Annotated in this window: 26 protein-coding genes and 2 pseudogenes; 9 read left to right on the top strand and 19 right to left on the bottom strand. The window is 39.9% G+C overall.

The window, feature by feature from the left end:
- Positions 1-2 precede the first annotated feature (2 nt).
- The 7 genes from BM375_RS13980 to BM375_RS14010 all read right to left on the bottom strand — a co-directional run bounded on the left by BM375_RS13980 (position 3) and on the right by BM375_RS14010 (position 5,577).
- Positions 3-1,025 (bottom strand): LLM class flavin-dependent oxidoreductase, encoded by a 1,023-nt coding sequence (locus BM375_RS13980; RefSeq protein WP_093366951.1) that lies wholly within the window; start codon positions 1,023-1,025, stop codon positions 3-5.
- A 228-nt stretch (positions 1,026-1,253) separates the two neighbouring features.
- Positions 1,254-1,820, bottom strand: a complete 567-nt coding sequence (locus tag BM375_RS13985) for a YdeI/OmpD-associated family protein (protein ID WP_093366953.1) — start codon at positions 1,818-1,820, stop codon at positions 1,254-1,256.
- Between the two features lie 2 nt (positions 1,821-1,822).
- Positions 1,823-2,215: a RidA family protein gene (locus BM375_RS13990; protein WP_093366954.1), complete on the bottom strand. Its 393-nt coding sequence runs from the start codon at positions 2,213-2,215 to the stop codon at positions 1,823-1,825.
- A gap of 74 nt (positions 2,216-2,289) precedes the next feature.
- Complete coding sequence (locus tag BM375_RS13995) at positions 2,290-2,979, bottom strand: helix-turn-helix transcriptional regulator (protein ID WP_093366956.1); 690 nt, start codon at positions 2,977-2,979, stop codon at positions 2,290-2,292.
- A 235-nt stretch (positions 2,980-3,214) separates the two neighbouring features.
- The gene (locus BM375_RS14000; protein ID WP_093366957.1) at positions 3,215-3,406 is read right to left on the bottom strand and encodes a cold-shock protein; all 192 of its coding nucleotides are present in this window, start codon (positions 3,404-3,406) and stop codon (positions 3,215-3,217) included.
- Between the two features lie 777 nt (positions 3,407-4,183).
- The gene (locus tag BM375_RS14005) at positions 4,184-4,786 is read right to left on the bottom strand and encodes a nuclear transport factor 2 family protein (protein WP_244525912.1); all 603 of its coding nucleotides are present in this window, start codon (positions 4,784-4,786) and stop codon (positions 4,184-4,186) included.
- A 152-nt stretch (positions 4,787-4,938) separates the two neighbouring features.
- Positions 4,939-5,577: a histidine phosphatase family protein gene (locus BM375_RS14010; RefSeq protein ID WP_093366959.1), complete on the bottom strand. Its 639-nt coding sequence runs from the start codon at positions 5,575-5,577 to the stop codon at positions 4,939-4,941.
- 95 nt (positions 5,578-5,672) lie between these two features.
- Here BM375_RS14010 and BM375_RS14015 point away from each other — a divergent pair, with 95 nt between their 5' ends.
- Entirely contained in the window at positions 5,673-6,101 is a 429-nt protein-coding gene (locus BM375_RS14015; protein WP_093366961.1) for a GNAT family N-acetyltransferase, read from the top strand.
- A gap of 352 nt (positions 6,102-6,453) precedes the next feature.
- Here BM375_RS14015 and BM375_RS14020 read toward each other — a convergent pair whose 3' ends face one another.
- A complete protein-coding gene (locus BM375_RS14020) occupies positions 6,454-6,879 on the bottom strand; it encodes a nuclear transport factor 2 family protein (protein WP_093366963.1) in 426 nt (141 codons plus the stop codon).
- 330 nt (positions 6,880-7,209) lie between these two features.
- On the opposite strand from BM375_RS14020, the gene BM375_RS14025 reads away from it, so the two are divergent.
- Positions 7,210-8,340 (top strand): metallophosphoesterase, encoded by a 1,131-nt coding sequence (locus BM375_RS14025; RefSeq protein WP_093366964.1) that lies wholly within the window; start codon positions 7,210-7,212, stop codon positions 8,338-8,340.
- Between the two features lie 267 nt (positions 8,341-8,607).
- Here BM375_RS14025 and BM375_RS14030 read toward each other — a convergent pair whose 3' ends face one another.
- The gene (locus BM375_RS14030; RefSeq protein WP_093366966.1) at positions 8,608-9,084 is read right to left on the bottom strand and encodes a hypothetical protein; all 477 of its coding nucleotides are present in this window, start codon (positions 9,082-9,084) and stop codon (positions 8,608-8,610) included.
- A gap of 239 nt (positions 9,085-9,323) precedes the next feature.
- Between BM375_RS14030 and BM375_RS14040 the strand changes: the two are divergent.
- A pseudogene (locus BM375_RS14040) lies at positions 9,324-9,446 on the top strand (helix-turn-helix domain-containing protein); the annotation flags it as partial.
- 81 nt (positions 9,447-9,527) lie between these two features.
- A pseudogene (locus BM375_RS14045) lies at positions 9,528-10,040 on the top strand (SDR family NAD(P)-dependent oxidoreductase).
- A 431-nt stretch (positions 10,041-10,471) separates the two neighbouring features.
- On the opposite strand, the gene BM375_RS14050 reads toward BM375_RS14045, so the two are convergent.
- Positions 10,472-10,960, bottom strand: a complete 489-nt coding sequence (locus BM375_RS14050; protein WP_093366969.1) for a GNAT family N-acetyltransferase — start codon at positions 10,958-10,960, stop codon at positions 10,472-10,474.
- A gap of 139 nt (positions 10,961-11,099) precedes the next feature.
- On the opposite strand from BM375_RS14050, the gene BM375_RS14055 reads away from it, so the two are divergent.
- Complete coding sequence (locus BM375_RS14055; protein WP_093366970.1) at positions 11,100-11,450, top strand: hypothetical protein; 351 nt, start codon at positions 11,100-11,102, stop codon at positions 11,448-11,450.
- Between the two features lie 352 nt (positions 11,451-11,802).
- On the opposite strand, the gene BM375_RS14060 is transcribed toward BM375_RS14055, so the two are convergent.
- From BM375_RS14060 to BM375_RS14085, 6 genes are all read right to left on the bottom strand, one after another.
- Positions 11,803-12,492, bottom strand: coding sequence for a CPBP family glutamic-type intramembrane protease (locus BM375_RS14060; RefSeq protein WP_212611689.1), 690 nt, complete (start codon positions 12,490-12,492; stop codon positions 11,803-11,805).
- A 420-nt stretch (positions 12,493-12,912) separates the two neighbouring features.
- Positions 12,913-16,062, bottom strand: coding sequence for a DEAD/DEAH box helicase (locus tag BM375_RS14065; RefSeq protein ID WP_093366973.1), 3,150 nt, complete (start codon positions 16,060-16,062; stop codon positions 12,913-12,915).
- Complete coding sequence (locus BM375_RS14070) at positions 16,053-16,439, bottom strand: (deoxy)nucleoside triphosphate pyrophosphohydrolase (protein ID WP_093366975.1); 387 nt, start codon at positions 16,437-16,439, stop codon at positions 16,053-16,055. Before BM375_RS14070 ends, BM375_RS14065 begins: the two co-directional genes overlap by 10 nt.
- Positions 16,440-16,457: 18 nt before the next feature.
- Positions 16,458-16,829 (bottom strand): HIT family protein, encoded by a 372-nt coding sequence (locus tag BM375_RS14075; protein WP_093366976.1) that lies wholly within the window; start codon positions 16,827-16,829, stop codon positions 16,458-16,460.
- A 5-nt stretch (positions 16,830-16,834) separates the two neighbouring features.
- Positions 16,835-17,872 (bottom strand): HNH endonuclease domain-containing protein, encoded by a 1,038-nt coding sequence (locus BM375_RS14080; RefSeq protein ID WP_093366978.1) that lies wholly within the window; start codon positions 17,870-17,872, stop codon positions 16,835-16,837.
- Positions 17,873-17,898: 26 nt separating this feature from the next.
- Complete coding sequence (locus BM375_RS14085; RefSeq protein ID WP_170852675.1) at positions 17,899-20,556, bottom strand: UvrD-helicase domain-containing protein; 2,658 nt, start codon at positions 20,554-20,556, stop codon at positions 17,899-17,901.
- A 353-nt stretch (positions 20,557-20,909) separates the two neighbouring features.
- Here BM375_RS14085 and BM375_RS14090 point away from each other — a divergent pair, with 353 nt between their 5' ends.
- The 3 genes from BM375_RS14090 to BM375_RS14100 all read left to right on the top strand — a co-directional run bounded on the left by BM375_RS14090 (position 20,910) and on the right by BM375_RS14100 (position 23,177).
- Positions 20,910-21,653, top strand: a complete 744-nt coding sequence (locus BM375_RS14090; RefSeq protein ID WP_093366982.1) for a hypothetical protein — start codon at positions 20,910-20,912, stop codon at positions 21,651-21,653.
- The gene (locus tag BM375_RS14095) at positions 21,650-21,952 is read left to right on the top strand and encodes a hypothetical protein (RefSeq protein ID WP_139227603.1); all 303 of its coding nucleotides are present in this window, start codon (positions 21,650-21,652) and stop codon (positions 21,950-21,952) included. Before BM375_RS14090 ends, BM375_RS14095 begins: the two co-directional genes overlap by 4 nt.
- A 148-nt stretch (positions 21,953-22,100) precedes the next feature.
- Positions 22,101-23,177, top strand: a complete 1,077-nt coding sequence (locus BM375_RS14100; RefSeq protein WP_093366985.1) for a DNA methyltransferase — start codon at positions 22,101-22,103, stop codon at positions 23,175-23,177.
- Here BM375_RS14100 and BM375_RS14105 read toward each other — a convergent pair.
- From BM375_RS14105 to BM375_RS14115, 3 genes are read right to left on the bottom strand one after another with little or no spacing between them, the layout of a single operon-like run.
- The gene (locus BM375_RS14105) at positions 23,169-24,053 is read right to left on the bottom strand and encodes a hypothetical protein (RefSeq protein WP_093366986.1); all 885 of its coding nucleotides are present in this window, start codon (positions 24,051-24,053) and stop codon (positions 23,169-23,171) included. The genes BM375_RS14100 and BM375_RS14105 overlap by 9 nt on opposite strands.
- Before the next feature lie 42 nt (positions 24,054-24,095).
- Positions 24,096-25,115: a Kiwa anti-phage protein KwaB-like domain-containing protein gene (locus BM375_RS14110; RefSeq protein ID WP_170852676.1), complete on the bottom strand. Its 1,020-nt coding sequence runs from the start codon at positions 25,113-25,115 to the stop codon at positions 24,096-24,098.
- Positions 25,112-25,738: a hypothetical protein gene (locus BM375_RS14115; protein ID WP_139227605.1), complete on the bottom strand. Its 627-nt coding sequence runs from the start codon at positions 25,736-25,738 to the stop codon at positions 25,112-25,114. Before BM375_RS14115 ends, BM375_RS14110 begins: the two co-directional genes overlap by 4 nt.
- 29 nt (positions 25,739-25,767) lie before the next feature.
- Here BM375_RS14115 and BM375_RS14120 point away from each other — a divergent pair.
- The coding region (locus BM375_RS14120) for a transposase (RefSeq protein ID WP_170852677.1) at positions 25,768-26,066 on the top strand (299 nt) is incomplete at its 3' end.

Genomic DNA, 26,066 nt, shown 5'->3' on the forward strand with positions numbered 1-26,066 from the left:
CGCTATCTCCATCCCAAATCCGGGGCGACATGTTCTAAGATAGCAGACAGGATATGGACATTATAATCTACCCCTAAAGTATTCGGTATCGTCAAAAGTAGCGTGTCGGCTTCCTGAATAGCTTCATCCATAGCCAGTTCGCGGATAAGTACATCCGGTTCAGCCGCATAGCTTCTGCCAAAAATGGCACGTTTGTTTGCTTCGATCATGCCCACTTTGTCCGTTCGGTTCGCTTCATTGCCGAAATAGTATCTATCCTGATCGTTTGTCAGTGCAAATATAGAGCGGCTCACCGATACCCGTGGCTCCCTTTGATGGCCCGCTTTTTTCCATGCTTCTTTGTACAGCCTTATCTGTTCAGCCTGTTGTATATGAAAGGGTTTATCGCTTTCATCATCTTTTAAAGTAGAGCTCTGTAGGTGCATCCCTTGCTCTGCTGCCCATATAGCCGTTGCGTTGGATCCGGCTCCCCACCAAATTCTATCGCGCAAACCTTCGGAATGGGGCTCCAGTCTTAATAAGCCCGGTGGGTTTGGAAACATCGGGTTCGGGTTGGGTTGCGCGAATCCTGCGCCCGAGAGCTTCTCTAAAAAGAGTAAGCCTTTTTCACGTCCCATATCCGCGTCCGTTGTCCCTTCCTCTGGCTCATAGCCAAAATATCGCCAGCCATCGATTACCTGTTCCGGCGAGCCTCGGCTGATGCCCAGCTGTAATCTGCCACCTGCAATCAGGTCGGCAGCACTGGCATCTTCAACCATGTATAAGGGATTTTCATAGCGCATATCGATTACGCCCGTACCGATTTCAATCGAGCTGGTTTTAGCGCCTATAGCAGCCAGTAGCGGAAATGGCGACGCCAGCTGTTGCGCAAAATGATGCACCCTGAAATAAGCACCATCGATACCGATCTCTTCCGCAGCAACGGCCAGGTCAATAGACTGCAGCAGCGTGTCTGCTGCCGTTTGGGTGCTATATGCAGGATGCTCAGACCAATGCCCGAAAGATAAAAAGCCTATTTTTTTCATAATCAACGATGAAATTTGTCAAAATTGCAAAAAATGTATTCGTATAATACAAAGAACAGCCATGCCGCTATCTTGTTTTTTTATGGGAACAAGTTAATAAAAAATGCTTTTGTACCTTACGTCTTCTAGCACAATATAGACATACTTATTAAGGATGTTGGCAAATTAAGAGTTTTCCTTCCTTTTGATAATTGCGTAGATAATGTGCAGTATGGGATAAATATAAGTTTATTCAAGTTTCTTTTTTTGGTCCACAAGCTTGGTAATTTCGTCTATGCGTTTTCTTCGGGTTTCGGATCGTTTAGCAAGAACGAGCCGTTGCAACATCATTTTTCGCGTAGTCTTGCTTAAACTTAGAAAATAGTTTTTTGAGCCTTCGTGTCTGCTGAAAGCTTGTTCTAAATCATCGGGGATGATCAGGTCTTCAACTCCGTCTAAAATTGTCCATGAACCATTGTGTTTGGCTATTTCAATACTGTGAAATCCCGCTGGCGTCATCAATCCGTCATCAATGAGTTGCTGAACTTTTTCTTTGTTGATCTTTGACCAAGTGCTTCGTGGTTTTCGTTTGCTGAAAAACTGGTGTGCTGTTTCCTCGTCAATTTTTACTTTCTTACTATCTATCCAGCCAAAACAAAGGGCAACATCAACGGCATTTCTCCAGCTTATTGTTTTCTTTTTAGACTTTTTAGTATAGAAGACAAGCCATACAGACTGCTTGGAAAGATGATTTTTTTCTAACCATTTTCGCCATGCTGTAAGGCTTGTCGGATAAAATATTTCTGTTGCTTGCATTCTTACTTTACAACCGTTGCTTCTAATTCTACGGTTAATGTAGCAAAAAGTCCCTTCACTTCAAGCAAAGTAGCAGCTTGCTTGATACCATGTTTTTGAAGGAAAGGCACATAAACGTCCATACAAGTCGCAAAAAACTCCTGAACAGATGTCGTGTATACGTTCAGCCTTATGATGTTTTTTGCTTCGTAACCCGCTTCGCTGATAAGCTTTTCCAGGTTTTGAATGGTTTGCACTAATTGCGAACGCATGTCTGCATTGCTTGGCATACCGTTAGCATCAATGGCTACTTGTCCTGAGCAGTAAAGAGTTCCATTAACGTTCGTTACTTCTACCGCCTGTACCGAATTTGTTTGTTCGCCCCATTTCCAAGGGTCAATCGTTCTTTTTTCCATCTTAGTTCTTTTTAAATGAATGGTCCAAAACTATCATGAGATAAAGACAGCCCTATGTCAGGGGTATGAAAACATTAATGATATTTGTCAAAATATTCCTGTAAGGTCATTCGGTGCGGTTCAAACTTTTCGGTAAAGACTTCTAATTTTTTAATTCTGTCCAAGCGAAAGAAACGAAATTCTTTTCGCAGACGACAATAAGCAATCAACAACCAGTTGTCTGTGCTAAGTAAGGCAAACGGTTCGATCAGCCTTTCTGTTGTTTTATTTTGCTCGTTTGTGTATGCTATTTTTGCGAGACAAAAATTCGTCAAGGCAAATTGCAGGTCAGATAAATTGTTGCTGTTCCTTTCTCTGCTAATGTTTTGATCAAATCGGGTTCTTTCAGCAAGCAAATTGACTTTCTCTTTGATATTGTATTTCAAAACCGCTTTTATCTTTTCAAGTGCTTCCGAATAATCTCTGACGAATGAAGCATCTTTGTTTTTGAGAACTAATTGCTCCGCGGCAATTAGTGCGTTGGCCTGCGCTTCGGTAAACATTACGGGTGGTATTCTATAGCCGTCTATTAATGTATAGCCTTTTCCATCTTCCGTAATAATCGGGACACCTGCCTGTTCCAATGCCCTAATGTCTCTGTAAATAGTCCGGACACTCACCGAAAATTTAGCTGCTAATTCCGTTGCTGTCAAAAGCCGCTTTGTTTGCAATTGGGTGAGGATTGCTGTCAGTCGCGAAAGTCGTTTTGTATCGTTATCGTTCATCTGTCAAATTAGGGGGATTTCGTTTTGCGGCTATTCTAAAATGATTTATAACCCGGTTATCAGGTGCTGCAAAATTACATAAATTTCGTGTAGATAGGGTAACCGAGCTGCTCAAGTATGAAAGATCAGCGATAAGGGGAGGGAGCACCTCTCCATTCCGAAAAGGAAAATCGAATGCCACAAAAAAAAGCCGTACTAAAGAAGTACGGCTCATAACAATATATGCAAAAATTAATTATATCAACTTAACATTTACTGCACTAGGACCTTTCTGGGTTTGTTCAACCTCAAATGACACTTCGTCATTTTCACGAATATCCTGTTTTAGACCAGATGAATGAACAAATACGTCCTTTCCTCCGTTTGATGGGGTAATGAATCCGAAACCTTTGGTTTCATTAAAAAATTTTACTTTGCCTTCTTGCATGGCTTTTTTTATTATAAATGAACTAATTTTTATTTAATTGACACGTTTTTTTATTACTTCTAGATGATTATATCATATGATGCGGAGAATAAATACCGTATAACATAAATTTGAGATGGCAGTTTATATACATCATCGCTACGATTGGACCAACTTCCAATGGAATGAGCAGGAGTTTATTCATTTACTAAGTGAGGTTAGACACTGTGCTAACGAAAGCTGATTCAGGTGGTAGAAGTACAAATTACGAATTGAATTGGTAGATGAATGCATCCATGTATAATAAAAAAATCCTGAAGCGGGGAGCTTCAGGATTTTTGCTAACTAACCAATTATAAACCTAATCTATGAAATGTATAAGGATATAATCAACCTCCGTGCCGATTTTTTTCTGTCAGTACAGTTTAACATCTTTTTAACAAATTAGTCGTTTTTTCAGCTTATATCTAATAATTTAATGATCTTTTTATGATGCGAAAATTCGAAAGCAGATTTACCTTTTAGTTTGTTTGTGTCTCCTTTTCTGATGCCATTCGGAAAATCTATTGCTGCCGTGGCCTCGTAATCAATTTCTATCTCCATAGTATTTCCACTATGTTTAAAGCTAAGAACAGTCTGTATTTTTGTCGAAAAATAGGAGAGAGCCGTCACCTCTCAGGAAGATTTGAGCGACAACAAAAAACCAAAGCCTGCATGTGCAGGCTTTGCTAACTAAACTAAATATTGGGAGATATCTCACGACGTGTCCCACTATTGAAACAAAAATTTAAAATTCTTCTAAGGATAAGTCGTTTCCACCTTGCTCACCCTCCAACCGTCCTTTCCCTGGTTCAAGGTAATATAGTCTACGCGGGTGAAGTTATCGAATGCCATCGTTGCCTTGGCTACGCACACCTTTCCGTCCTGCGATAGGATCTCGTAGCTGCTCTTGCAGTCATATTTGTTACTCTTGTTGGCCTTTAGATATTTGATGTATTCCTTTTTGCCCGCACGGTCGTTGTTGTTCACGTTGCGGTATTCAAAATCATCTGCAAAAAGGAACTTGTTCAGGTCGATGCTGCCCACGGTAACGGCTTCCATATAGGAGCCGATTACCATACTCGATTCCACGTTTTTCAAAGGATTGGCTTTTTCCGAAGCAAAAGAGCTTAGGGATGTTACCATGATCAATGCTGCTGCGATAGTTTTCAATGTCGTTTTCATGTCTGAAGTTTTTAATGTGATGTATATATTATTTTTTCTATTTCTTATTTGATACTTCAAAGGTAGGGCGGTAGGCAGATTTACCGAATAACGATTAGACCAAGCTCCGGTATTTCTCGGTAACTGCGGTAAAAAAATCGGTGAATGCGCTATGCAGATATCTACTTGTTTGTCCATGCCAAAAGGATTGCAAGCCAGTTGCCAAAGTGCGCAATATATTGTTTTAAAGATATTTTTTTTAGGGGGGATTTCCGGATGTTCGCCGATGGATAGTAAGCGTTTGGTAATGAGCAAAAAATCCTGAAACGGGAAGACTCAGGATTTTTTATTTAAGGATTTGCAATAGGATACATAAATGATGTATCACTTAATCTTTTGATTATCCTTTTACCTGCGCTATTTTGATACAAAAAGGAAACACCACCACTTATTCCATAAAGGTCAATTTTGTTGAGTAATTCGATGTCCAATCCAAGCCATAGCGCATTAAATAAACTTAACGTATCGCCATGAGATACGATGATTATATTTTCTTCTTCATTGGAGATGATCTCTTCATAGAACGGTATTAATCTTTTCCAAACATCATATCTCGATTCCGCATCAGCGAAGCACTTATCATAAACCGTCAATTCTTCCTGTTCTATATTGTCCTTGAGCCATTGTACAGATTTGCCGATACCTGCTCCCAATCCCCGTTCTTTCAGTGCCCCAATTAGTTTGGGAGTAAGTCCCAATTTTTTTCCTACAATTTCAGCTGTTTGCACCGCTCGCTTAAGAGTAGAAGAGTAGATAACGACGCTTCCAGGTTGAATCGTTTGCTTCAAATGACTAGAAATATTTTCCGCTAAGCGCTTCCCTTTTTCAGAAAGTTCCCAATCTGTCCATGAACCAACCATTCCATTGGTATGATGCACAGATTCGGGATGTTGAATAGTTATAATATTTTTTCTTTTTATAGCTGTCATGATTGATTGCATTTTCTACTCATGTTTAAAACGATGAATCACAATGTAGTGAATTTTATGTTTATGTTTGTGTATTTATTAACAAACGTTGAACTATGGAAATTAAAGAACTAGATATTTCTAATATTAATCACACTATTCGCGAAGAAATTATAGCCTTATATAGGCAGCTAAGTCCCGGAAAAAAGTATCAGGATATTTCCCAAGTCTTGCAGACGGATAATGGTGTTTATCTGATAGGAGGTTTTCAAGACGGGAATCTAGTTGGTATTGCGTCAATGGCTGTCTATCGTGTTATATCCGGACATAAAGGTTGGATAGAAGATGTTGTTGTCGATAATGCCTGCCGAGGACAGGGTATCGGTAGGAAACTGATAGAATATCTGCTCAAGTATTCTAGAGAAATGAATTTGACGGAAGTGCTTTTATTTACGGAAAGCCACCGTATTGCAGCACGTAAACTTTACGAAAATCTTGGGTTTAGAACAAAGGACAGCTCCATATACACGTGGAAACAAGAATAAATCCGACAAAACTCAGCAACCTCCCGAACAGGCTAACCAATTATAAACCTAGATATGAATTACATACTATAGTAATTACGGTTAATATCAGTCCTATTCCTAATTTCCCACTTTTCATGTGTTATTATTACTTCAACGTTAGCACTGTATCGTTAGTAAAGCTTTACCTATTATTGTCATGATTCGATTCTCTTGGAAATATATCCGTAATTGGATACGAATTTAAAAATTATTAAGGAATATTTGAGCGACAACGAAAAAATCAAAACCTGCATTTGCAGGCTTTGCTAACTAAACATCGGGAGATATTTCACAACATGTCCCTCTATTGAAACAAAGATCTAAAATTCTTCTACGGATAAGTCGTTTCCACTTTGCTTACTTTCCAGCCATCTTTGCCCTGATTCAACGTGATATAATCTACGCGGGTGAAGTTATCGAATGCCATCGTTGCCTTCGCTACGCATACTTTTCCATCCTGCGATAATATTTTGTAGCTGCTCTCGCAGTTGTACTGCATACCTTTGTTAGCCTTGAGGAACTTGATGTATTCTTTTTTGCCCGCACAGTCGTTGTTGCTCAAGTTGCGGTACTGGAAATCATCTGCAAAAAGAAACTTGTTCAGGTCGATGCTGCCCACGGTAACAGCATCCACATAGGAGCCAATTACCATGCCCGATTCCACATTTTTCAAAGGATTGGCCTTCTCCGACGCAAAGGAGCTTAGGGATGTTACCATGATCAATGCTGCTGTGATAGTTCTCCATGTCGTTTTCATGTCTGTAGTTTTTCTTATTTGATATCTCAAAGGTAGGGTAGTGGGCAGATTTACCGAATAACGATTAGACCAAGCTCTTATATTTCTCGGTAACCGCGGTAAAAAAATCGGTGAATGCGCTATACAGATATCTATTCGCCTTAGGCGACATCCATATATTTACTCCCATAGAAACGTTTATTATTTCTTAACCTTCCTAGTTTAAACGTTCTTCGACCTTCCTGTATGCTCAAGCTCAGATGGCGACCATTTCGTTGAAGTCAACGAAATGGCACATATTTTTTGTATATTTATGGCTTACGAGTTGTTCATTACTATACAAATACATGCATGGTTTATCATCAAAACAAGATCTCTTCCACGATTCTGTACCATATTTATACCCTCCTTATCCTGTTGACGGGTCTTACAGCCTATGGTCAGGATGCGCCGACCGACGATAGTCTATTTTCCGAATCGCCCCATATTTTTATTGCCAATGATGATTTTCGACTGATCTGGGTCAAAGAAGGAATCAGGCAAGAGGAGATCGATAGACAGGGCAGTGATTCTGCTGCCACTCGACTTTTAGGGTTTTCGCCTTATACCCATTACCGTTATACCCAGAGCGATCAGTACTACCCATCGTATGCATTTACGGACATCAATAGATTTGTCGCGATCAGCGATATCCACGGCAACTATACCAATTATAAACATTTTCTACGTGCCCACGGAGTGATTGATGACCAAGATAATTGGGCCTATGGTGATGGGCACCTAATTGTACTGGGCGACATTATGGATAGAGGCACCGGTGTTACCGAGGCCTTATGGTTGACGTTCAAACTGGAGGATCAGGCACTCCGGGCCGGGGGGCGTGTGCACTTCCTCGCCGGCAATCATGAGAGTATGATACTGTATGCAGATCTTCGCTATGTGCATCAGCGGTACGATAGGGCGGCAGACCTGATGCAGGTTCCTTTCAAGGCATGGTTTGGTCACCATAGCATACTGGGGCAGTGGTTGCGCAGGAGGCCTGTCATGATCACCATTAATAACTCGCTCTTTGTACATGCCGGTATTTCCAGTAAGTTCCTGCAGCAGAACTATACAATCGATGAGGTCAACCATGCTTTCCGGGAGAAGCTTTTTACATTAGATAGCTTGGTCAGTGTGCCCGACAAGCGGCTTGATCTCTTGCGGTTCTCAGATGGGCCACTTTGGTACAGAGGCTATTTTAAGGATGCGCCCGACCCCGTTCCGACGATAGACAGTACACTTCAGATTTTTGATGTGGATAGGATAATCATTGGCCATACACCTGACGGTAGTGTCCGCACCATGCATGGCCATAAGGTGATTGCGATAGACTCCTATATCCAGCGTGGCGAGCAGGGCGAGGTATTGTTGTACAATCAGGGAGTCTATTATAGAGGCTTTCGAGACGGCACCAAGATCGCGCTCGATAAATTGCCCTAATACCATCATAAGATTATGATAGCACTTCCCATCAAAAAGTTGATGCCTTGCTGCGTTATTTGGTATTGCTGATTTGGATCATTAGCTTATTCCAGTGTGTATTCAATGAGTTTACTATCAAATAACGGTTTTATATGGTCTTCCCAAACCGAGGCTTACTTTTATATTTTAAATATTCTTTCCCATAGCCCAATAAAGAAGCGATCCCAAAAAGTTGTCCAATACAATAATCAGTAGTTATTCTTTTTCGATATCCATAATAAGACCTTACTTCCTTTTAAACAAGAAAATTATATTGTTTCCACCTCCGTAACCCACAACTGAAAGCCCCAACTTCAACCTATCCTTATGCAGCTCATATACGTCAAGAACGATTATATCGTTCTGAGTTCCAACCGTCAATTTTTTTGCTTCTGCATTGTAAGAGTAGGCTTGGGTCGTTGTGTTAAAAATAAGCCCTAGACTCTCATCACAGGCCGTCCCGTTATCATTAATCGTCAGACGATCTTTTGAAAATACAAACGAATCATCCATGTGGCATTCCGACCATGGGTAGTATTGGTTGTTACCGTTCATGCCGAACCCTCCCGATGGATTGGTGCTCGGGTTGCCATCCGTCATACTAGCAACCCAAGTCGTATTTTCGAAACTAAGAACAGCGCTTTCTCCGTTATCCTTACTACATGCACAAAATATCAATGCGGTTAAAGTAAAGTAGGTCAAGTATTTAATCTTGTTATACATTTATTATTTATTAGACTACGGTTTAAAGCATAAATATAAAAAAATCCAACGCTGTAGCGAACTGGAACATGAGAAAATACCGACTTTTCCCCGTTATAGCCATAATGACAAATAGCATCCGCTTATCTGATGAGGTGATTTCCGTTGGAATGTTATAGGATTTCCCGATGTATACATACCAGTTTTCATATGAAGTATTGTAAAGAAGATCACCGAGGAGATACAGCAGCAAGCTGGCCACCTCATTGAATGTAAGTGAAATTGCGTACGAATTGGGATTTGAACATGTACAGTCTGTCAGTAAATTATTCAAGAAAAAGACACAGATTTCACCCTTAGAATTTAGAAAGTCTTTTAATTAAGCCCCAAAAAATAAGATGCTGAAAACGCTTGTACTCAACAACTGTTTTTAGATTAATAATTAAAATAGCAATAAGAACAAGATGAATACATTATTAGGAAAAGTTGCCGTGGTAAGCGGCTCTTCAAAAGGAATAGGATCAGCCATTGCTCAAAAAATGGCAAATGAAGGCGCAAAAGTCGTTATTAACTACAACGGCAACTAAGCTGCCGCAGATGAAGTAGTGAAGGCTATTAAAACGAACGGTGGCGATGCTTTTGCTATTCAAGGTTATGTAAGCAAAAGAGCTGATATTGTGCGTTTGTTTGATGAAACAATTGCCCATTTTGGAAAAGTGGATGTATGGGTGAACAATGCCGGTGTGATGCTCAATGCAATGATCAAAGATTTGGGCGAAGATCAATTCGAAAAATCAATTGATATCAACTTCAAAGGAGTATTCTATTCACTCCAAGAAGCGGCAAGCAAATTGGCCGATAACGGAAGTATTATCAATCTTTCGTCTACCGTTACAAGAACGATTTTCCCAACCTATGGCGTTTATTCTGCAACCAAAGCGGCAGTAGAACAATTGTCTCGGGTATTTGCCAAATAAATCGGCCCAAGAGGCATTAACGTGAATTGCGTACTTCCGATACGGCTCTTAATGCCTTTTAGTACATATTGATACTATTACTTGACTTTTCCCCATGCATTATACGCTGTAATGCTTTCTGAATTATAAATAACCCGATGGTTGTAATAATAAAAGCAGATATAAATAAAACCAATAAGACGACCATAGGAAATATATAAGAATGTCGAGATTTAGCGGCCCTCTACCTTCGACCGCCCACAAAACACGAATGCCTGCTCGTTCCAAAGTCTTCATGTCACGGTAAATTGTCCGTAGATTTCACTTTAAAAAGTTCGGCAAGTTCCTACGCTTTTACAAGAGGTTTCGCCTGTAGCTGGGAGTAAATAGCAAGGATGCGGTTAAATTTTTTGGTGATGTCCATACTGTAAAAATTAAGATTAAGAAGACAGTCAAAAGGTTAAAAGCATGATAATATCCACACGTTTATACGAAGGCGTAAAGCTCTTTATCTCTTTAAATCCGAGCTTGTGATATAAGGCAATGGATGCTTCTAGCTTAGTATTACCTTCGAGATAGATGTTACGTCCCCCCAACTTTTTGGCAGCCTCCACTGTTGCTTGTCCGAGTAGCCAGCCTATTTTTTTACCTTGGGCTTTTGGAGAAACAGCCATTTTCACCATTTCATAATCAAAATCACGATGTTCTGTTTTCTTTAAACCGCATACACCAACAGCCTCACCCTGATAAAGCGCAACGAATATCTTTCCCCCACCTCGAAGAATATTTTCTTCAGGATGATCCAAAGCTTGATAATCAGCTTCCTCCAGCTCAAAGAATTTGGAAATCCATTCTGTATTTAAAGCTTTAAATGCACGTTGATATTGGTTGCTGTATTCAACTATCTTCACCAGCTCTCCACTCATATTATCGGCCATCATGATACGGTATTTGTTTCTCTTACAAAAATAGCAAATATCATGGCATTATAACGCTTACATTTACTAACTAGGCATGGCTTTTGTGCAGAGTAGATGTTCAAATTAAGAAAGTGATATTTACATTTTTAAATTTTAATAGATGAAAAGCATCGTGAAATTAGGTTTTATTTTTTTGTTAGGGATGTTGGTTTTTGCAGCATGCACAACGATGAAAAAGAAGGATAGTTTAGTTACGGAACAGGATGAGCAAAATATGAACCGCACGCTGATAATTATGTATGATAGTGCCGTGGGTAATGAAGCACTGATGCAAGCAGTCGAGCGCTATCATGCGGAGCTTGTTCACAATTACGAGGCTATTCACGGCATTGCGATCACTTTGCCTGCCAAGGGCGACATAGCCGAGGGAATAAATTATTTTAAGAACGTAGAAGGGGTGCTGACGGTTGAACAGGATCAAAAAATGAGTATAGATGCCATCCGGAAGTGACAGCACGATTAAAAATGTGCAGATATAGGCGCTTTAGGCATTCCTAATTCTGCATATCCACGCCCCGCCCTTATAGTATGGCTGCTTTTTCTCGAGGTGTATAACTACCCTATTGGTGTCTCTCGGCTCTTTAAACTTTACGGGTTGTTATCCTTCGTGTGCGACCTGCGCTTTGATCTTAGGACAATCACATCCTCCCGTAAGGTAGGCATCAAAATAGCCTGTGCTGTCTGTTTCAAACTCCCTTTGGTGGCCAGCGTATTTATTTTATCGCAGGAACTTAGTAAGGAGACATACATTGGAGAGTAACGTTGCTTATGGAGCTTTTTCGGAGGATTATGTGTTTTGAATCCTACTCTATGAATATACTTAGGCCGATTAAAATGGAATTTGTAAGGATGTGAAACGACAATGGATATAAGAAACCGAATTTCAAACGAAGATACCCTGTAATCAATCCACTAAAAAGCTGTGGCAATGTAAGAATAGGGGTAAGCAAAAGGTTTAAATAACTTAGTTCAAAGTTGAGAATATGTAGCCAACCAAATAGAATTGCAGAAGAGTAATAGATCAAATCGAATTTCTTCACCCAAAGTGACTGAAGTCTTTTCTTTACGTTTTGATTATTTAACACAATGAAGACAAGACTGCCTAAAAGAATTGCGGTTCCAATTCTAAAGCCGAAAGTGTCATCTACAAGACTTAATCGACTGTTGAAAATCAGTTTTGTACAAAAATAATATCCAAAACAAGCTGAACTTAATGCTACATAAATAGGTTTAAAAATCAAAGAAAGTCGAAACATGACTTCTTCGAAGAGAGGGAGTATTATTCCTCCAGTCAGCAGAAAGACAATTGGAGTGAAGCGTTCAGACATTGATTTGTCTGTCAGATTCTGTGGTTCATAAAAGGTACCTATTAACGAGGCAACAGCAATGGAAAAAATGAATTTCACCAAGAATAGTGTTAAAGATTCGGCAAGTTTATCTTGGATTGTCAGTTTTGGAGCAAAGGAAGTTTTTGGAGATTTTACGAAAGCCATAAAGTTGGAAATAAATTGATAATATCTCTTGATCTTAAAAAATGGCATAAAATGTATGTTAGCGTTTATACATTAATATGTGTCAAAATTGGAGAATTTGTTACATCAAAGACTATAAAATATATTATCTTTTATCTTAGACATAAGATTGCTACTCTGCTTGCTCGTATAGAAGCCTGCGGATTCCTCAAAGCATTGGACTCGAGGCGGTTTGCTACCAGAAGTTTTAGAAAAAAAACGACAATAAATCGCCCGGCTAATTACCGGACAGTCTATACAAGTTCTAGTTCATAAGGATTATGAATACTTTCTTTTCCGAAGCGCTTAAGCAATTCAAACTTATTGTTAGTGTCTATATGTTCCTTTACGAGGATTTCTTTTACGGCTTGTTGTTTCACTTAATAAGAATTATAACCAGTACTACCCAACCACCATCTTCGCCGAAGCCGTCCAAAGGTATTCCGGAATAGGTTCCTCCAGCTTCCACTGAATAGACATTGGTTTCGATCCCGTATGGCTTACATAGTGAGCTGGACCTATAAAAACATAACCTTGCGTAAAACCGTCCGCATCATGGATAGATTCCCTTACAAAAAGGAGGATCTTTTTCCCCGTTTCATTTTGCGTGATGTAGGACAAACCTTTTTCTGAATAATCAGCCGTTTGGTTTTGTGACTGCCAGTGGAATAGCAACTCGTTGATGGCATAGTCATCATATAAGGTGGTAGGAGAGAAGTCCTCCTCACTTTTCTTCAGATTGATAAATAACGCTTCTGTATTTACCCCTTTATTCAACGCTACCCCTTCTCGATTAGAACTTTTTTTGCTCAGTGTACTTAAGCGCATGGCGACCAATATCTGTTCCCTTGTATAACATGCGTGGATCTGCAAAGGAAAAGCATAGCCCAAGTCCACACAAGGAATCTCTTCAAATCCAATCTTATCGATTTTCACTTCTAGAAACTCTTTCATCTCCGTCACCAAATCCTTATTCAAGCCGATGATTTTTATCGATTCTTCCAAAGTCATCTCCTGGGTTGCCGACTGATAAAAATCATAGTGTAGCATAAGCGCCATCAAGCGGTTTTCCTCGGTCGGTGCAAGGCGGGTCAAATCAAAATCAACGTCAATCAAAGCGAGGAGAAACCGGAAGTAACTAAGCGATTCCGTCACAATCCATTTTTTCGTTAACATCGCTTTATAACGATCCAGATTTGTATTATCCAGATCCGTAGCGAAAGCCTCTGCACGAAGCGTGGAGAATAGGTGGTGTTTATAAATGTCCTTGAGCTCGAGATTATAAAACTTTAAGAAGTTTGCCAAGGTGAGCGGTTTGTCCGTATGGTTGCGAAATCCTTGGATACGTGCTATCAATTGGTGTTTCCCTAGCTGCGTAGCTTTCCTAATATTATTGAGGATATATTCTTTCGCCTTTTTCTCCAACACGATGGAACAGCCCAGCGGAAGGTGCGGGAAATCCCGTTCAATTTCCGATAATACCGTTGTATTTGTCTTTCCTATTAGCGCTCTAAACTTGTTCTCGAAATCATACTCATCTCGCGCATTCCCTACGAAATCTAATACACTCAATATATCTTTGTTATCGTCGAGGCGAAGACCACGACCCAGCTGTTGCAGAAATATCGTCAAGCTCTCGGTTGGCCTTAGAAATAATACGGTATCAATTTCTGGAATATCAACACCCTCGTTTACGATATCTACTACGAACAAATAATGAATATCTTTTCGTCTGAGTGCATTTAATATATCCGCTCGTCTGTTCGTATTTTCAGCAATCAGATAGTCCGCTTGCAACCCGGCGTCATTGAACTTACGAGCCATATATTTTGCATGATCCTGGCTTACGCAAAATCCAACAGCGCAAACCTCGCGGTAATCTTTCGAGTAGGTAACAAGGTTTTCGATAATATTAGCCACACGCGTATCGTTTGACGTATAGATATTACTCAGCTGCTCCGTATCATACCGACCATTTCTCCAGGCAACACTGCTGTAATCGACATTATCCGAGATGCCAAAATATTGAAACGGACACAGTAATTTATTGTTCAGCGCATCCGGCAACCGGATCTCCGCTGCGATGCGGTGGTTAAAGTCAGGTAAAATACTCTTGCCGTCCATACGTTCGGGCGTAGCGGTCAAACCTAAAAGCACCTTAGGCTTAAAATATTCCGTAACTTTTTTATATGTACTAGCCTCAGCGTGATGTACTTCATCAATAACGATATAATCATAATAATCAGCAGGGCAGAAGGAAGCAAAATCCAATCTGCTCAACGTCTGAATGGTGGCAAATACATTGTTTTTGTTTCTAGGTTCATAACCATCACCATAAAGTTCGCCAAAGTTAAATTCCTTCAATACATTTCGAAACGTGTGCAAAGACTGTTTTAAAATTTCAATTCGGTGTGCTATAAACAGTAGTCTAGCCTCAGGATTCTTTTTAAGAAAATTTTTAAAATCAAATGCGGAGATCATGGTTTTCCCCGTGCCTGTCGCGGCTACTACAAGGTTGCGGTACGAGCCATGCACATCCCTTTCTACCTTTAGCTTTTCTAGAATTTCCGCTTGGTAGTGGTACGGTTTTATATCAAAAAACTGAACGATTTCGTCTGTACTTTTTCCGAGTTTATTTTGTTTCAATGCTTCGTCCAGTCGGATAAGTTTCTCCGGTGTATATAGTTCAAACTCTGCATTGTTCCAGTACGACTCAAACGTCTTCTGAAACTTATCAATGATGTGCGGTATCTCCGCCGTTGTAACTTTCACGTTCCATTCTAGTCCATCTGTCAAAGCCGAGCGTGAAAAGTTGGATGAACCAATATATCCCGTATGGAATCCGGTGTTACGATAAAAAAGATAAGCTTTTGCATGCAAGCGCTCATTTGCTGTGTTGTAAGATACCTTTATCGTTGTATTTTTAAGTTTGGAAAGCTCTTCAATCGCTTTTGCATCCGTGGCACCCATGTAGGTTGTGGTAATTACCCGGAGCACACCTCCACGCTTGGTAAACTCTTCCAATGCATCTTTTAGGATCACAATCGCTTTCCACTTGATAAAGGAAACCAATAGGTCTACGCGATCAGCCGAACGGATTTCCTTTTTAAGCTCGCCATCCAGTGAAAGACCGACATTCCCGCCCGTGAATAATTCGCTTTGTGTCAGTCGTGATAATGGTGTGATTTCTTTCAGATGCAGACGGATGTCCGTATAGTCGGAGTGCAACTGATCCAATACACCCTGCAGTATGTGGCCTTCCGCATCAAGCAAATCTTCTTCAAAGTTATACTGACTAATCTGTTGTGTCAGGTATCGCAGCAGATTATTCGATATCTCTATTTGTTTAGTAACCAATAGATCTTTCTTATCCACTTTAATGGCTTTTAAAGCATTGGAAATGGCCTTATTCAAATGTGCACTCAAATAAAAGACTGCTTCTTCGCTATCCAACTTTTTGTCGTCTGCGATAAAATATTGCTTACGGTCCAGTTCTGCCAGACGCTGCTTGAGTTGTTCGGTGATTAAGCTTTCGTATATTCCTAACTCCATACTTGCATGAGTTCATTCACGATGGGCAGATCAGCGTCCGCCCAGTCATAGTTTGCTAATTCTTCTTTTGTCACCCAGATGGCTTGCGCGTGTTCGGCGATAGCTAGTGAACCGCCAGTCCACTTACATACAAAAGGGTAAAGGCAGATCGAAAACTCGGGGTAGTGGTGTTCTACAGCGGTTAGTGCCGATTTTATTTCGATCTGCAATCCGAGCTCTTCTCGGATTTCTCTTTTCAGACAGGCCTCTTTGCTTTCCCCTCTCTCGATCTTACCGCCAGCGAATTCCCACTTGAGCGGTAGCTTCATCCGCTCAGAACGTTGGCAGATCAAGATTTTATTATCGTGTTCTATGATAGCACAGGTTACGTGTAGCATGGGCTAAAGATAAAGAAATTAATAATAACCTTTCCCCTGGACACAATGCCTGACCCCACCTCGAGGATCATCCATGTCGCCTTTGTAGCGTGGGATCACGTGGCAATGGAAATGGTAGACCGTTTGGCCTGCTGCTTCCCCACAGTTCATCCCTATGTTGTAGCCGTCGGGGCTATGGTTTTCTTCGATCAGTTGTTTCGCCAATCGTATGGCATTGTCCAGATCAACCTTTTCGACTTCTGTTAGTGCAAAATAATCCTGCCGGAGTTCTTTCGAGATGACCAAGATGTGTCCGGGAGATACCGGGAAGCCATCATAGATCAGGAAGAAATATTTTGTTTGACCAATCTGTCTATCAGTCGCTATTTCGAAGAAAGTTTTAACGCTCATAATAATTATTTGGATAAAAACTCAAACCCGTTATTCGATGCGATAGTGACCAACGGATTGATCACATCGTAAAACTTTTCTTTCGATAGCCCCGCCTGTAAATCGGTACCGATGTAGAAATAATCCTCCAAGAGCTTTTCGCTTGGTCTAGAAGTCATATATGTTTGGATGGCTACCTTCTGCATATCGTAGAAAGAATCAAAGTATTTGTCGAGAGGGGGCAGTTTATTGCCTTTGCTCACGTTGAATGCATTATCTGAAGGGATCAGGTTCCAGATCTGGTTGTGCGAGACGAAACTGTACGGGATGAAGTGTTCGACATGGTAGGCTCCTTTGAACAGTTCTTTTCCCGTGTAGATACAGCGCAGCGGGCCGTTGGCATCGATCACCACATCCCAAAACTTGCGCTGTTTCAGCAACGAACTTCGCAGCGCAGGTTTGATCAGTTTATTGGGTATATCCGGTACGTTCGGATTGCGCTTCTGCAAGAATAGCGAGAGATTCCAGTAGACATAGTCACGAATGATACGGACATGTTTCGTCAGGTAATCGAACCATCGTTCGGGTATCACTATGCAGTCTTTATATAGCTGATATAAGGGCTGATTTTCTCCGGCTTGCGACAACTGGTAGACTTCTCTCTTTCCTTTCCTCGGGTACCACGGACTCAAGAACCAATGGGGCACTTGGTTGTCAAAGTGCAAAAGCAGTTTTTTGGTCTCTGTTTTCTCCGATTTTACAAGCCTGTTTTGTATGATCGCCCGATCCTCATCGATCGTGATGCCTTCTATATCTTTGAGTTGCCTTACCGTGCTTTGAATAAGGTCTTGCTGTCCAAAGGATACTTGAAAATAATTGACGGTATACCAAGCATTGGAGAGCATACTGGCAAACAGTTGGTCTTTTTTTATCTCCCGTTCTTGTCGATGGACAGCGTCTAAGATAGCTAGTAACCAGTAGAATTTATAGGTTGCTACCGTGTTGTTAAAGCACGCAGCGAGGTAGCGGGTAGGGAGGATGTTATCGTGTGGGAAGATATTCATATTGACTAAATATAGTAAAAACCTTTCTAATTTTGGTTTAGTGCCAGTAAGGGACTCAACTCTGTATTCTTAATAAAGGTTGTATAATCACATCCATACTTTAGATTAGTGCATCCAAACATTTTTGATAGACCGAATCTGTTAGAAATATCCTTAATAAAACGTAATTCTCCTTCACATCTTTCACAACAAACAGCTTCTTGTTGGGAGCCAATGTGCTCGGCGTAAATTTCCGTGAGAAATTTGGATTGCCTACTTTTATTGGCTAAGAAATAGAACTTTTCTTTGGCTCTTGTCATTGCAACATAAAAAGCCCGACGTTCTTCGCCATTAGGGTATCGGTCATCACCGCTCAACAAAAGATTAAGTATTTTGTCATCGCTCAGCTCGGCAGGGAAGCCGTATTTTCCTGTTTCACAGTTGATTAAAATCACAATATCACTTTCCAACCCTTTTGCTTTATGGACGGTCATGAAGTCAATCTTTTTCTGCAGAGAGAGTCGGTTGTCTCTGATGGTATTTCCCTCGTTATCGACCTCAACCTCTTTTAGTTCAGTGTTGACATAGATGTAGTTTTGATCTTTTTGTACTATCGGATTGATGTTGGATACCAATTGGTCGATATCGTGATTGTATCTACCTAGTAAAGTTATTGATTTGTCGGCTAGGGTGTCTCCATATTCCAGATACAGTTTTTGCAAAATGTCTAGTAAGTTTTGGTTAATAGGTTGGTCTCCATTTTTTTCGTATTCGAAAACCACCTCCGTGTGCGCATTTCGACCGGCCCGAAGTTCTTTTTTTGTTTGATTTGGATTTTTGAGTATAAAATTTGAACTGATGCCGATAAGAGGCTCTGCAAAACGGTAAGTCGTTTCGATTTTTTTAATGATGGTGTGTCCGAAGTACTCCTCGAATCGTTTGAACAAAGTTAGGTCGCTCCCCGTAAAGCGATAGATCGATTGCCAGTCGTCGCCCACTGCAAATAGTTTACAGTAACGCTGCTTCTTTATGGCATTTAGTAACTCATATCTGTTGATGGAAATATCTTGAAATTCATCTACGATAAGGTATTTGTAGGGATGGAGAAAATCATTACGCTGTGTGTGCTCTTTAGCTTGGTTGATAAGGTCGTTAAAATCTATTTTTTGTTTGTCTTTTAATTCGCTTTGATACTGGTTATATATCCTCTCGATAACCTCGATCAGTTGTTCATTTCTCACAATTAGATTGTGATCATAGCTGAACAGATCTCGGTTTTTTTGTAGTAGTTCTTCGAAGCTCTGATTGTTTGACTTGAATAGCCCAATAAAAGTCTGTATAAGTGTTACCACGGCATCAATTTCCTTTGAATAGGCTTCCTGCAGTATGGCGTAGATTTCTTTATTGGATTTGGGACTTAGTTTCACGCCATGTTTGAGCAATTGTTTAATGAGGTTTTCCTCAATAGTCTTTCGTGTGAATTCGTAACTGTATGATTTAATCAGTGTTGTTCTGTAAAGTTTGTGCACCTCGTCTTTCCACTGCATGATGCTTCTGTAATGTTCAGAAGAAGATAACCCATCTTTTTTATCAAAGAATTTGGGGGTGTCGCCATTCTCATCAATACCGTAGTGTTCGAGATAGATTAGGTTATCTTCTGGGTTTGCACATGTCTTGATGCTTTGCTCGTTGTAGCCATTTAGATAAATGGTAAAATCAGGTCGGTATCTTTTCTTGTGTTTGTCATAGCGTTCGTTCGCATCTATTTCCTTTTGGTAGAGATAGAGAGTTTCATAGCTGTATTCTACGCCGTGAAGAAAAAGAAAGTTGGCGATGTAGCATTCTTGACCGCTTTTTACATATTCGTTACTTAATGTTTTGTTGCTATCATTTTTATGAAATCTCTTTTTCGACAGCATGCCTTTTAGGGATTCAAATTCACTGTCCTTAAGATACGCTATATATTCTTTGTAAGAGTTAAACTCATTTTCTTGTTTGATGGGGCGCAATCCATTCAATACAAAGTCATTGAAAGATGCTAGATATGTAGCGTCCGATGTCAGTTTTTTATGAATATCCGTGATAAGTTGTTGCGTCTCCTCCGGAGGAATGATGTCAGCTGGTCGGCCTACGCCTTTGATAATTTGATAAGCGAGGGAGTGAAACGTCCGACACTCCACACCTAGATGGCCTAACTTCTCTTTTAAATCGTCTGCGCTTTTCTTAGCAAAGGACAAGAGTAGTATTTCTTTTGGTGTAGCCAGCCTATTGTTTAGCAGATAATTTACTTTTCCTTGTACTGTGGTTGTCTTTCCGCAGCCTGCACCAGCTATTACCAAAGTGTTGTCATCATCGTGCAGAATAGAATCGACCTGTTGTTTGTCAAGTGGATTGGATAGTAGTGTGCGAAAATAGTTGTTGCATCTGTGACTTTCGTACTTTATAAAAGCAGTATTATGTCCTTTTCGCAAGGTTTCGCCATTTGATAAGAACCAAAGTATATCCTTATATCCTTGATGTCCTGCATGGCTTTCGACATAATCCTTGGGGATGTCCACTATAGGAAGCTCTGCTTTAATCGTTTCATACTTGTTTTGTATATCTGTGTGAGAACAGTATTTTGGTTCAAATGGTAATACCTGTTTGATTATACAATTAATCTGGTCAGCATGCTTTTCAAGATGTTTATTGTATTGTGTGTGCAATTCCTTTACTCTGAGACGTTTTTGCTTAACTGATTTTTCCTTTTTTCTATAAATATTATAGACTAATATGCTAATCAGTGCAATAACACAGGTTAATATGATTTTAAAAGAGGCGGCCATCCATTGATATTAAAAGGTCCAATATACATAATTTATCAACGATTTATTCTTTTGATTTTTATTTCAAAAAAGCCAAAAAACAGTTGTTTTGGCTAATGTTGTTAGTTTTTTTTGTTGGTTGTGGAAAAGTATTTCTTAGTTTCAGTCTAATATTAATTGTATATTTGTTTTGTAACATATTGAAGATTAGTTTGATTTGATTTTTATTGTAGAGCGTTTCTAATGAAATTAGTATGAAAGGACATGAGCATAATATTATTGATGAAGATATTGAAGTAAAGGTCAAGAAAGTTGTCGAAGACCCTAAGTTATCCTTGAAAATGTTTTCGCAATATATTGGTGCGAAAGAAAACAGAAAGCAGCGAATACTGTTAGGGTGCAAATACCCTGGTGATTATATTCCCAAGTTTTATGAGATGGCTAGGAAACTCATTTGTAATTTGTTTTCGGCGGGTTTTGAAGACCATGATTTGTATTTTGATGAATTCAAGAGACAGGCTAAAATTCTTAGGGATGAAGCGAAAGGGTACCCTGTCAATAAGGACAGCTATAAAAACAGGGCATACTCTGCAAACGGTTTGGATGAGATTTGCGCTATGGCAACACTGTTGTCCCCGATCCTGGATAGTCATGTTCTGGAAAGCAACCTATCCAAAAGGAGGGATGCGATCCATAAAAATGGCGTGAGAATAGGTGCGATGGCGGATATGTTGATAAGTGATAACTTTGGAATAGCGCAAGAGGGCTTTCTCAAGTTCAATTTTACGGGCAAGGTATTAAGTAAGCATGAGGCTGATACCATGCTCTATGTATTGGCGGAATTTTTCCAAAAGAAAGGCATCGTGTTAAATCCGAAAAGCTGTTTTCTCGTTGATGTATATGCCAGACGTATATATACACTATCTGGAAGTAAGGATATGGCGGAAAATGTTGATACGGCTACATTAGAGATAAGAAAAAATTGGGATTTGATTTGATGAATATAAAAAAGAAGATCAGGATTGAGGATAAGTTGGATCACGCATGGTACATTGCCTATAACTCGATGACGCATCGAGTCACAGGAGATGAAAATGATGATGAAGAAATGTTAAAGCAAGCAAACTACCGTTTGCAACAAATCGACCGGGAGGAATGGTTTCCCGAGGCACGGTTGATTATACACGAGAGACCGTACATGGATACCCATCAACTTGCAGAAGCCGCTGCCAAAAAATTTATTAATAAAGTGATGGATACAAACCATCTTAAAGTCCATTTAGGCGGAGATACATAATTTGCAACGGATATTAGCAAACATTTGATGAAAATCCTGCCAACGAATCAATGTTATTAATGATATAACTTTTTATCCACACCTCTTTTTCCTTCCATTTTTTCTAACTATTATTGTGCAACCTTGTGTAAGGTTGTGTATAGTTGGTATGGATAAGTATTATAAAATTAGCGAGGCTGCTGACCTCTTGGATGTTAACCCTGAGACACTCAGGCGTTGGGATAACTCTGGAAAGTTCAAATGCACCAGACATCCGATAAATAATTATCGGGTGTATACGGAGCACCAGATCATCTCCTTGGCCAGAGAGTTTGATGTGAAAGATTTTGATCTTTTCGATGCCGCTCTTTACGAAGAAAATGTACAATTGCAATCTATCTTTAGTACCCATCTTGGCAAGCTGTACAATATGGATGCGGTCGAATACATGCGTACCGTTCCGTCAAATTCTGTCCATCTTATCTTTGCTGATCCACCTTATAATATCAAGAAAGCCGAATGGGACACTTTCGAGTCCCAAAAAGCCTACGTCGAGTGGAGCATGGAATGGATCAGGGAAGCACACCGTATACTCACGCCCGATGGCTCGTTATTTATCTGTGGTTTTTCCGAAATATTGGCCGACCTCAAATGGGCAAGTTCTTCCTTGTTCAAAGGGTGTAAATGGTTGGTATGGTTTTACCGTAATAAGGGGAACTTAGGCAAGGATTGGGGACGTTCGCACGAAAGCATATTGCATCTGCGAAAAGGCACCAGCTTCATTTTGAATATGGATGAGGTCCGGATTCCTTATAACGCTCATACAACTAAATATCCGAATCGTACGCAGGGAGCCTCATCGCACTTTGCCAATGGGAAGGAGAAGAAGCACGAGTGGACGCCCAATCCACTTGGTGCTAAGGCCAAGGATGTATTCGAGATACCGACTATAGCAAATGGTTCATGGGAAAAAATGGGCCACCCGACGCAGAAGCCTGTCGAACTGATGCGTAAGATTATCTTGGGATCGTCCAACCAAGATAGTTTAATCTACGATCCGTTTGGAGGATCGGGATCCACGTATGCCGTAGCCGAGGCCTACGGGCGTGAATGGATCGGTACGGAGCTTAGTACGGAGTACTGCAACTTGATATCCGCTCGTCTGCAAGATGCAGGACATATAGCACGTATACGCTCCCGCAAAGATGAAATAGCATCCAATAAGCATCGGGAAAAACTACGGTGATAGTAGCTGGTGCAGATCTTCGCTCAGTAATTTGGAGAATGGTTTGATATGTCTATTGTACGGTGGTACTGATGCATTCGGTGGTGGATCGAGATAGTACACACCTTCCAGCTCGGTCAGGAATGTATTGTACACCATAAACAATCCCGAAACTAAGGTAAAGCTAATGTTGTTGTTATTTTTGCGTTGCACATCGTTGAGAAATATACCCATTACCTTCACCGGATGTTTGACAAACTTCTCAAGAAGTATCTTATCCATAAAGATTTTGCCCATTCGGTCTTTGGAGGTCGTCTTTACAGAGATCACGACCTCGGATGGATCAATTCCTCGATTGGCTATCAAATCCTGAGTAGGGCTTAGGATGAGGTCATTTTCACAGGTGTAGTATTTAGTGCCTTCGGCAGTTTCATAAGGTATCTTGGTTACGCCTTTTTTGTTGAATACGCCTATTTCATCAAAAACGGATCGAATCAATTCTTCGAACCGATTGCCCACATGTTTTTTGGAACTGTTTGATTCGACCAAAAGGTCGAGCCCCATGCCGACGGATTGGATTAGCGTGTATAGAAAACTATCGATGATAAACTCTTCTTCCTTGCTTATCGCTGTATCCGCTTTTATCTTTTCAATCACTTCCCTAAACTTGATCTCTGTCGCATCGATACCCGCACTGCTGGGTATAAACAATAGCTTGTTAATCGGTCTTACAAATTTCTTTGTATTGCCGATATCTGAGGAATAGATATAGTAGTTCCCTTTCTCTTCTTTTCCAGAGAGTACATTTGGACTATATTCCAATACCCGCTTAGCAAGCGCGATAAAGTCATTCAAACTGGTTTTCTTTATCTGTAGGTCTGTTGCTAGTGACAGCATATTATTTTCTTTGGTCAATGTGTTAATACTTAATTATCCCTTCTAGTTTGCAGTTTGTAATTGTTTTCCGGCATAAGTGCCATATGCTTTTCCCGATACTTCGCCAAGTTTATAGTAATCAGCCAAAACTTTAAGGGTCAGTGCTATGTCGTTTTCATCTTCAACGAATAGCTTGCCGTCCTTCAACTTTAACGTTTCGCCATACTTCTTGCAGATTTTCTGCATTTTCTTGATCATCTTTACGTCAAGACCATGGTAATTTCCGAGCTTTGTGAGACGAACAAGCTTCTTGTGTATAGAAGGATTTTGTTCTATTTGCTTCGCAATAATTTCGAGCCCTTCAATCATATTGGTTGTCGCTAATTCTGCCACGACTTCATTCGCTTGACGTTTGTACTCCTCTTCCAATCCGATAATTTGCTCGAATTGAGTTTTCTTGGCTATATAAAACGTGTCTTGGTAATAGATACAGTCGATTTGTTTGTCTAAGTTTACGGTCTCTCCTTCAATCAATTCAAGCTTTTGGCTTTTGGAATTGAAGATTGTTCGTATAGCCTTTTGGAGTTTACTTTTCTTATTACTATCATTTTCATCTATAGCAACCTTAGCGGCAAGAATTTTTCTGAATGTGTAAATCCATTCGTTTTGATCATTATAGAAACCGACACAATAAGCCCACAATTCTTCATTAACAATTATTTCTTCTAAACTCCTTATTTTAGGTGGATTTGAAGTTAATTGATTATTGACAACATCATAAAACGACATCGCTTTATTAGTCATTTGATATGATAGCAATTGCGAAGTATCATCTGTAATCACGTCATATTCGTGTAATTCAGTTTTCCGTTTTATTAGACCATTTAACTGCTCCTGTGTTAGTGAATAAAGATGTCTCCTAATTTCATCGTTTACGTCAATTTGGTAAACTTTAAACAAATATTTGTCCATTACTTTGCTTGATACTTTTACTTCTGGTTTCAGCACTCGCGTGATAAAGTAAAGGATTACGTTATCTTCACCTATATTATCTAATTTTTGTAAGAGTTCTCCGATAATCATTTGTTTGGGTTATTAATAGTTGCAAAATATAGTTTATGTCCGATTTCATAAAGTTTTACTTTACAATCATCTTGTAAAGATTTGTCTCGTGAAATAATCAATCCGTTTCTATTTTTACCATTTTGAGTGGTGTATTCGATTTCGTAAATTCCAAATCTAAAACTCAAAAGAGGATTAATTAAAAGCAAAGAGGAGTTAATGTAAATGCGGTAAATTATCAACAGGAGGAAAATGACAGAAACGCATTCATACCAATTATCAAAATTCTGAAATAAGAACGGGATTAAGTAAGTGGCAATATAACCAATTGATTCACTGTTTTTATTCTTTACGTCTGTAACGGTTACCGGATTCCCATTTTTTGCTACTTCTTCAATATTTGCTAATGTTTTCCAGTAACCAAATGCTCCAACAGCAGAGAAAAATAATAATATTGCGGACAAGCCGAATTTTGCTCCAAATAGTTTTACCGATTCCCAAGATATTCCTCCCCAGTACAGATAATCATTGTTGACAGATATTTGCCTCGCAATTAGCAATAAAAACAAGGGCAGATACGATGACACAAATAGCGAAAACTGCGCTATTCCGTGCAAATGAGGGTGTAAAGTAAACTGTGTCAAATAAAGAATTTTTATATTAGACACAGCAAATGGAAAAAGAGGAATTTGATTTTGAGCGCTTCAAGGAAGAAGCAATGAAAGGCCTTTATAAAGGCAAGAAAATGGGTGGTACAGACGGTGTTTTTGCCCCTATGCTAAAACACTTATTGGAATCGATGTTAGAAGGAGAGCTTGATCACCACCTGCAGGAGAATAAAGCTTCCGGAGAGTCGAACCGTAAAAACGGGAAGACAAAAAAGACCGTAAGAAGCCTCCAATCGGGTCATTTTGAACTGGAGAGCGGTCGTGACCGAAACGGCACTTTCGAGCCTAAGATCGTCCCTAAGCG

The organism is Sphingobacterium wenxiniae (assembly GCF_900116225.1).
Taxonomy (GTDB): domain Bacteria; phylum Bacteroidota; class Bacteroidia; order Sphingobacteriales; family Sphingobacteriaceae; genus Sphingobacterium; species Sphingobacterium wenxiniae.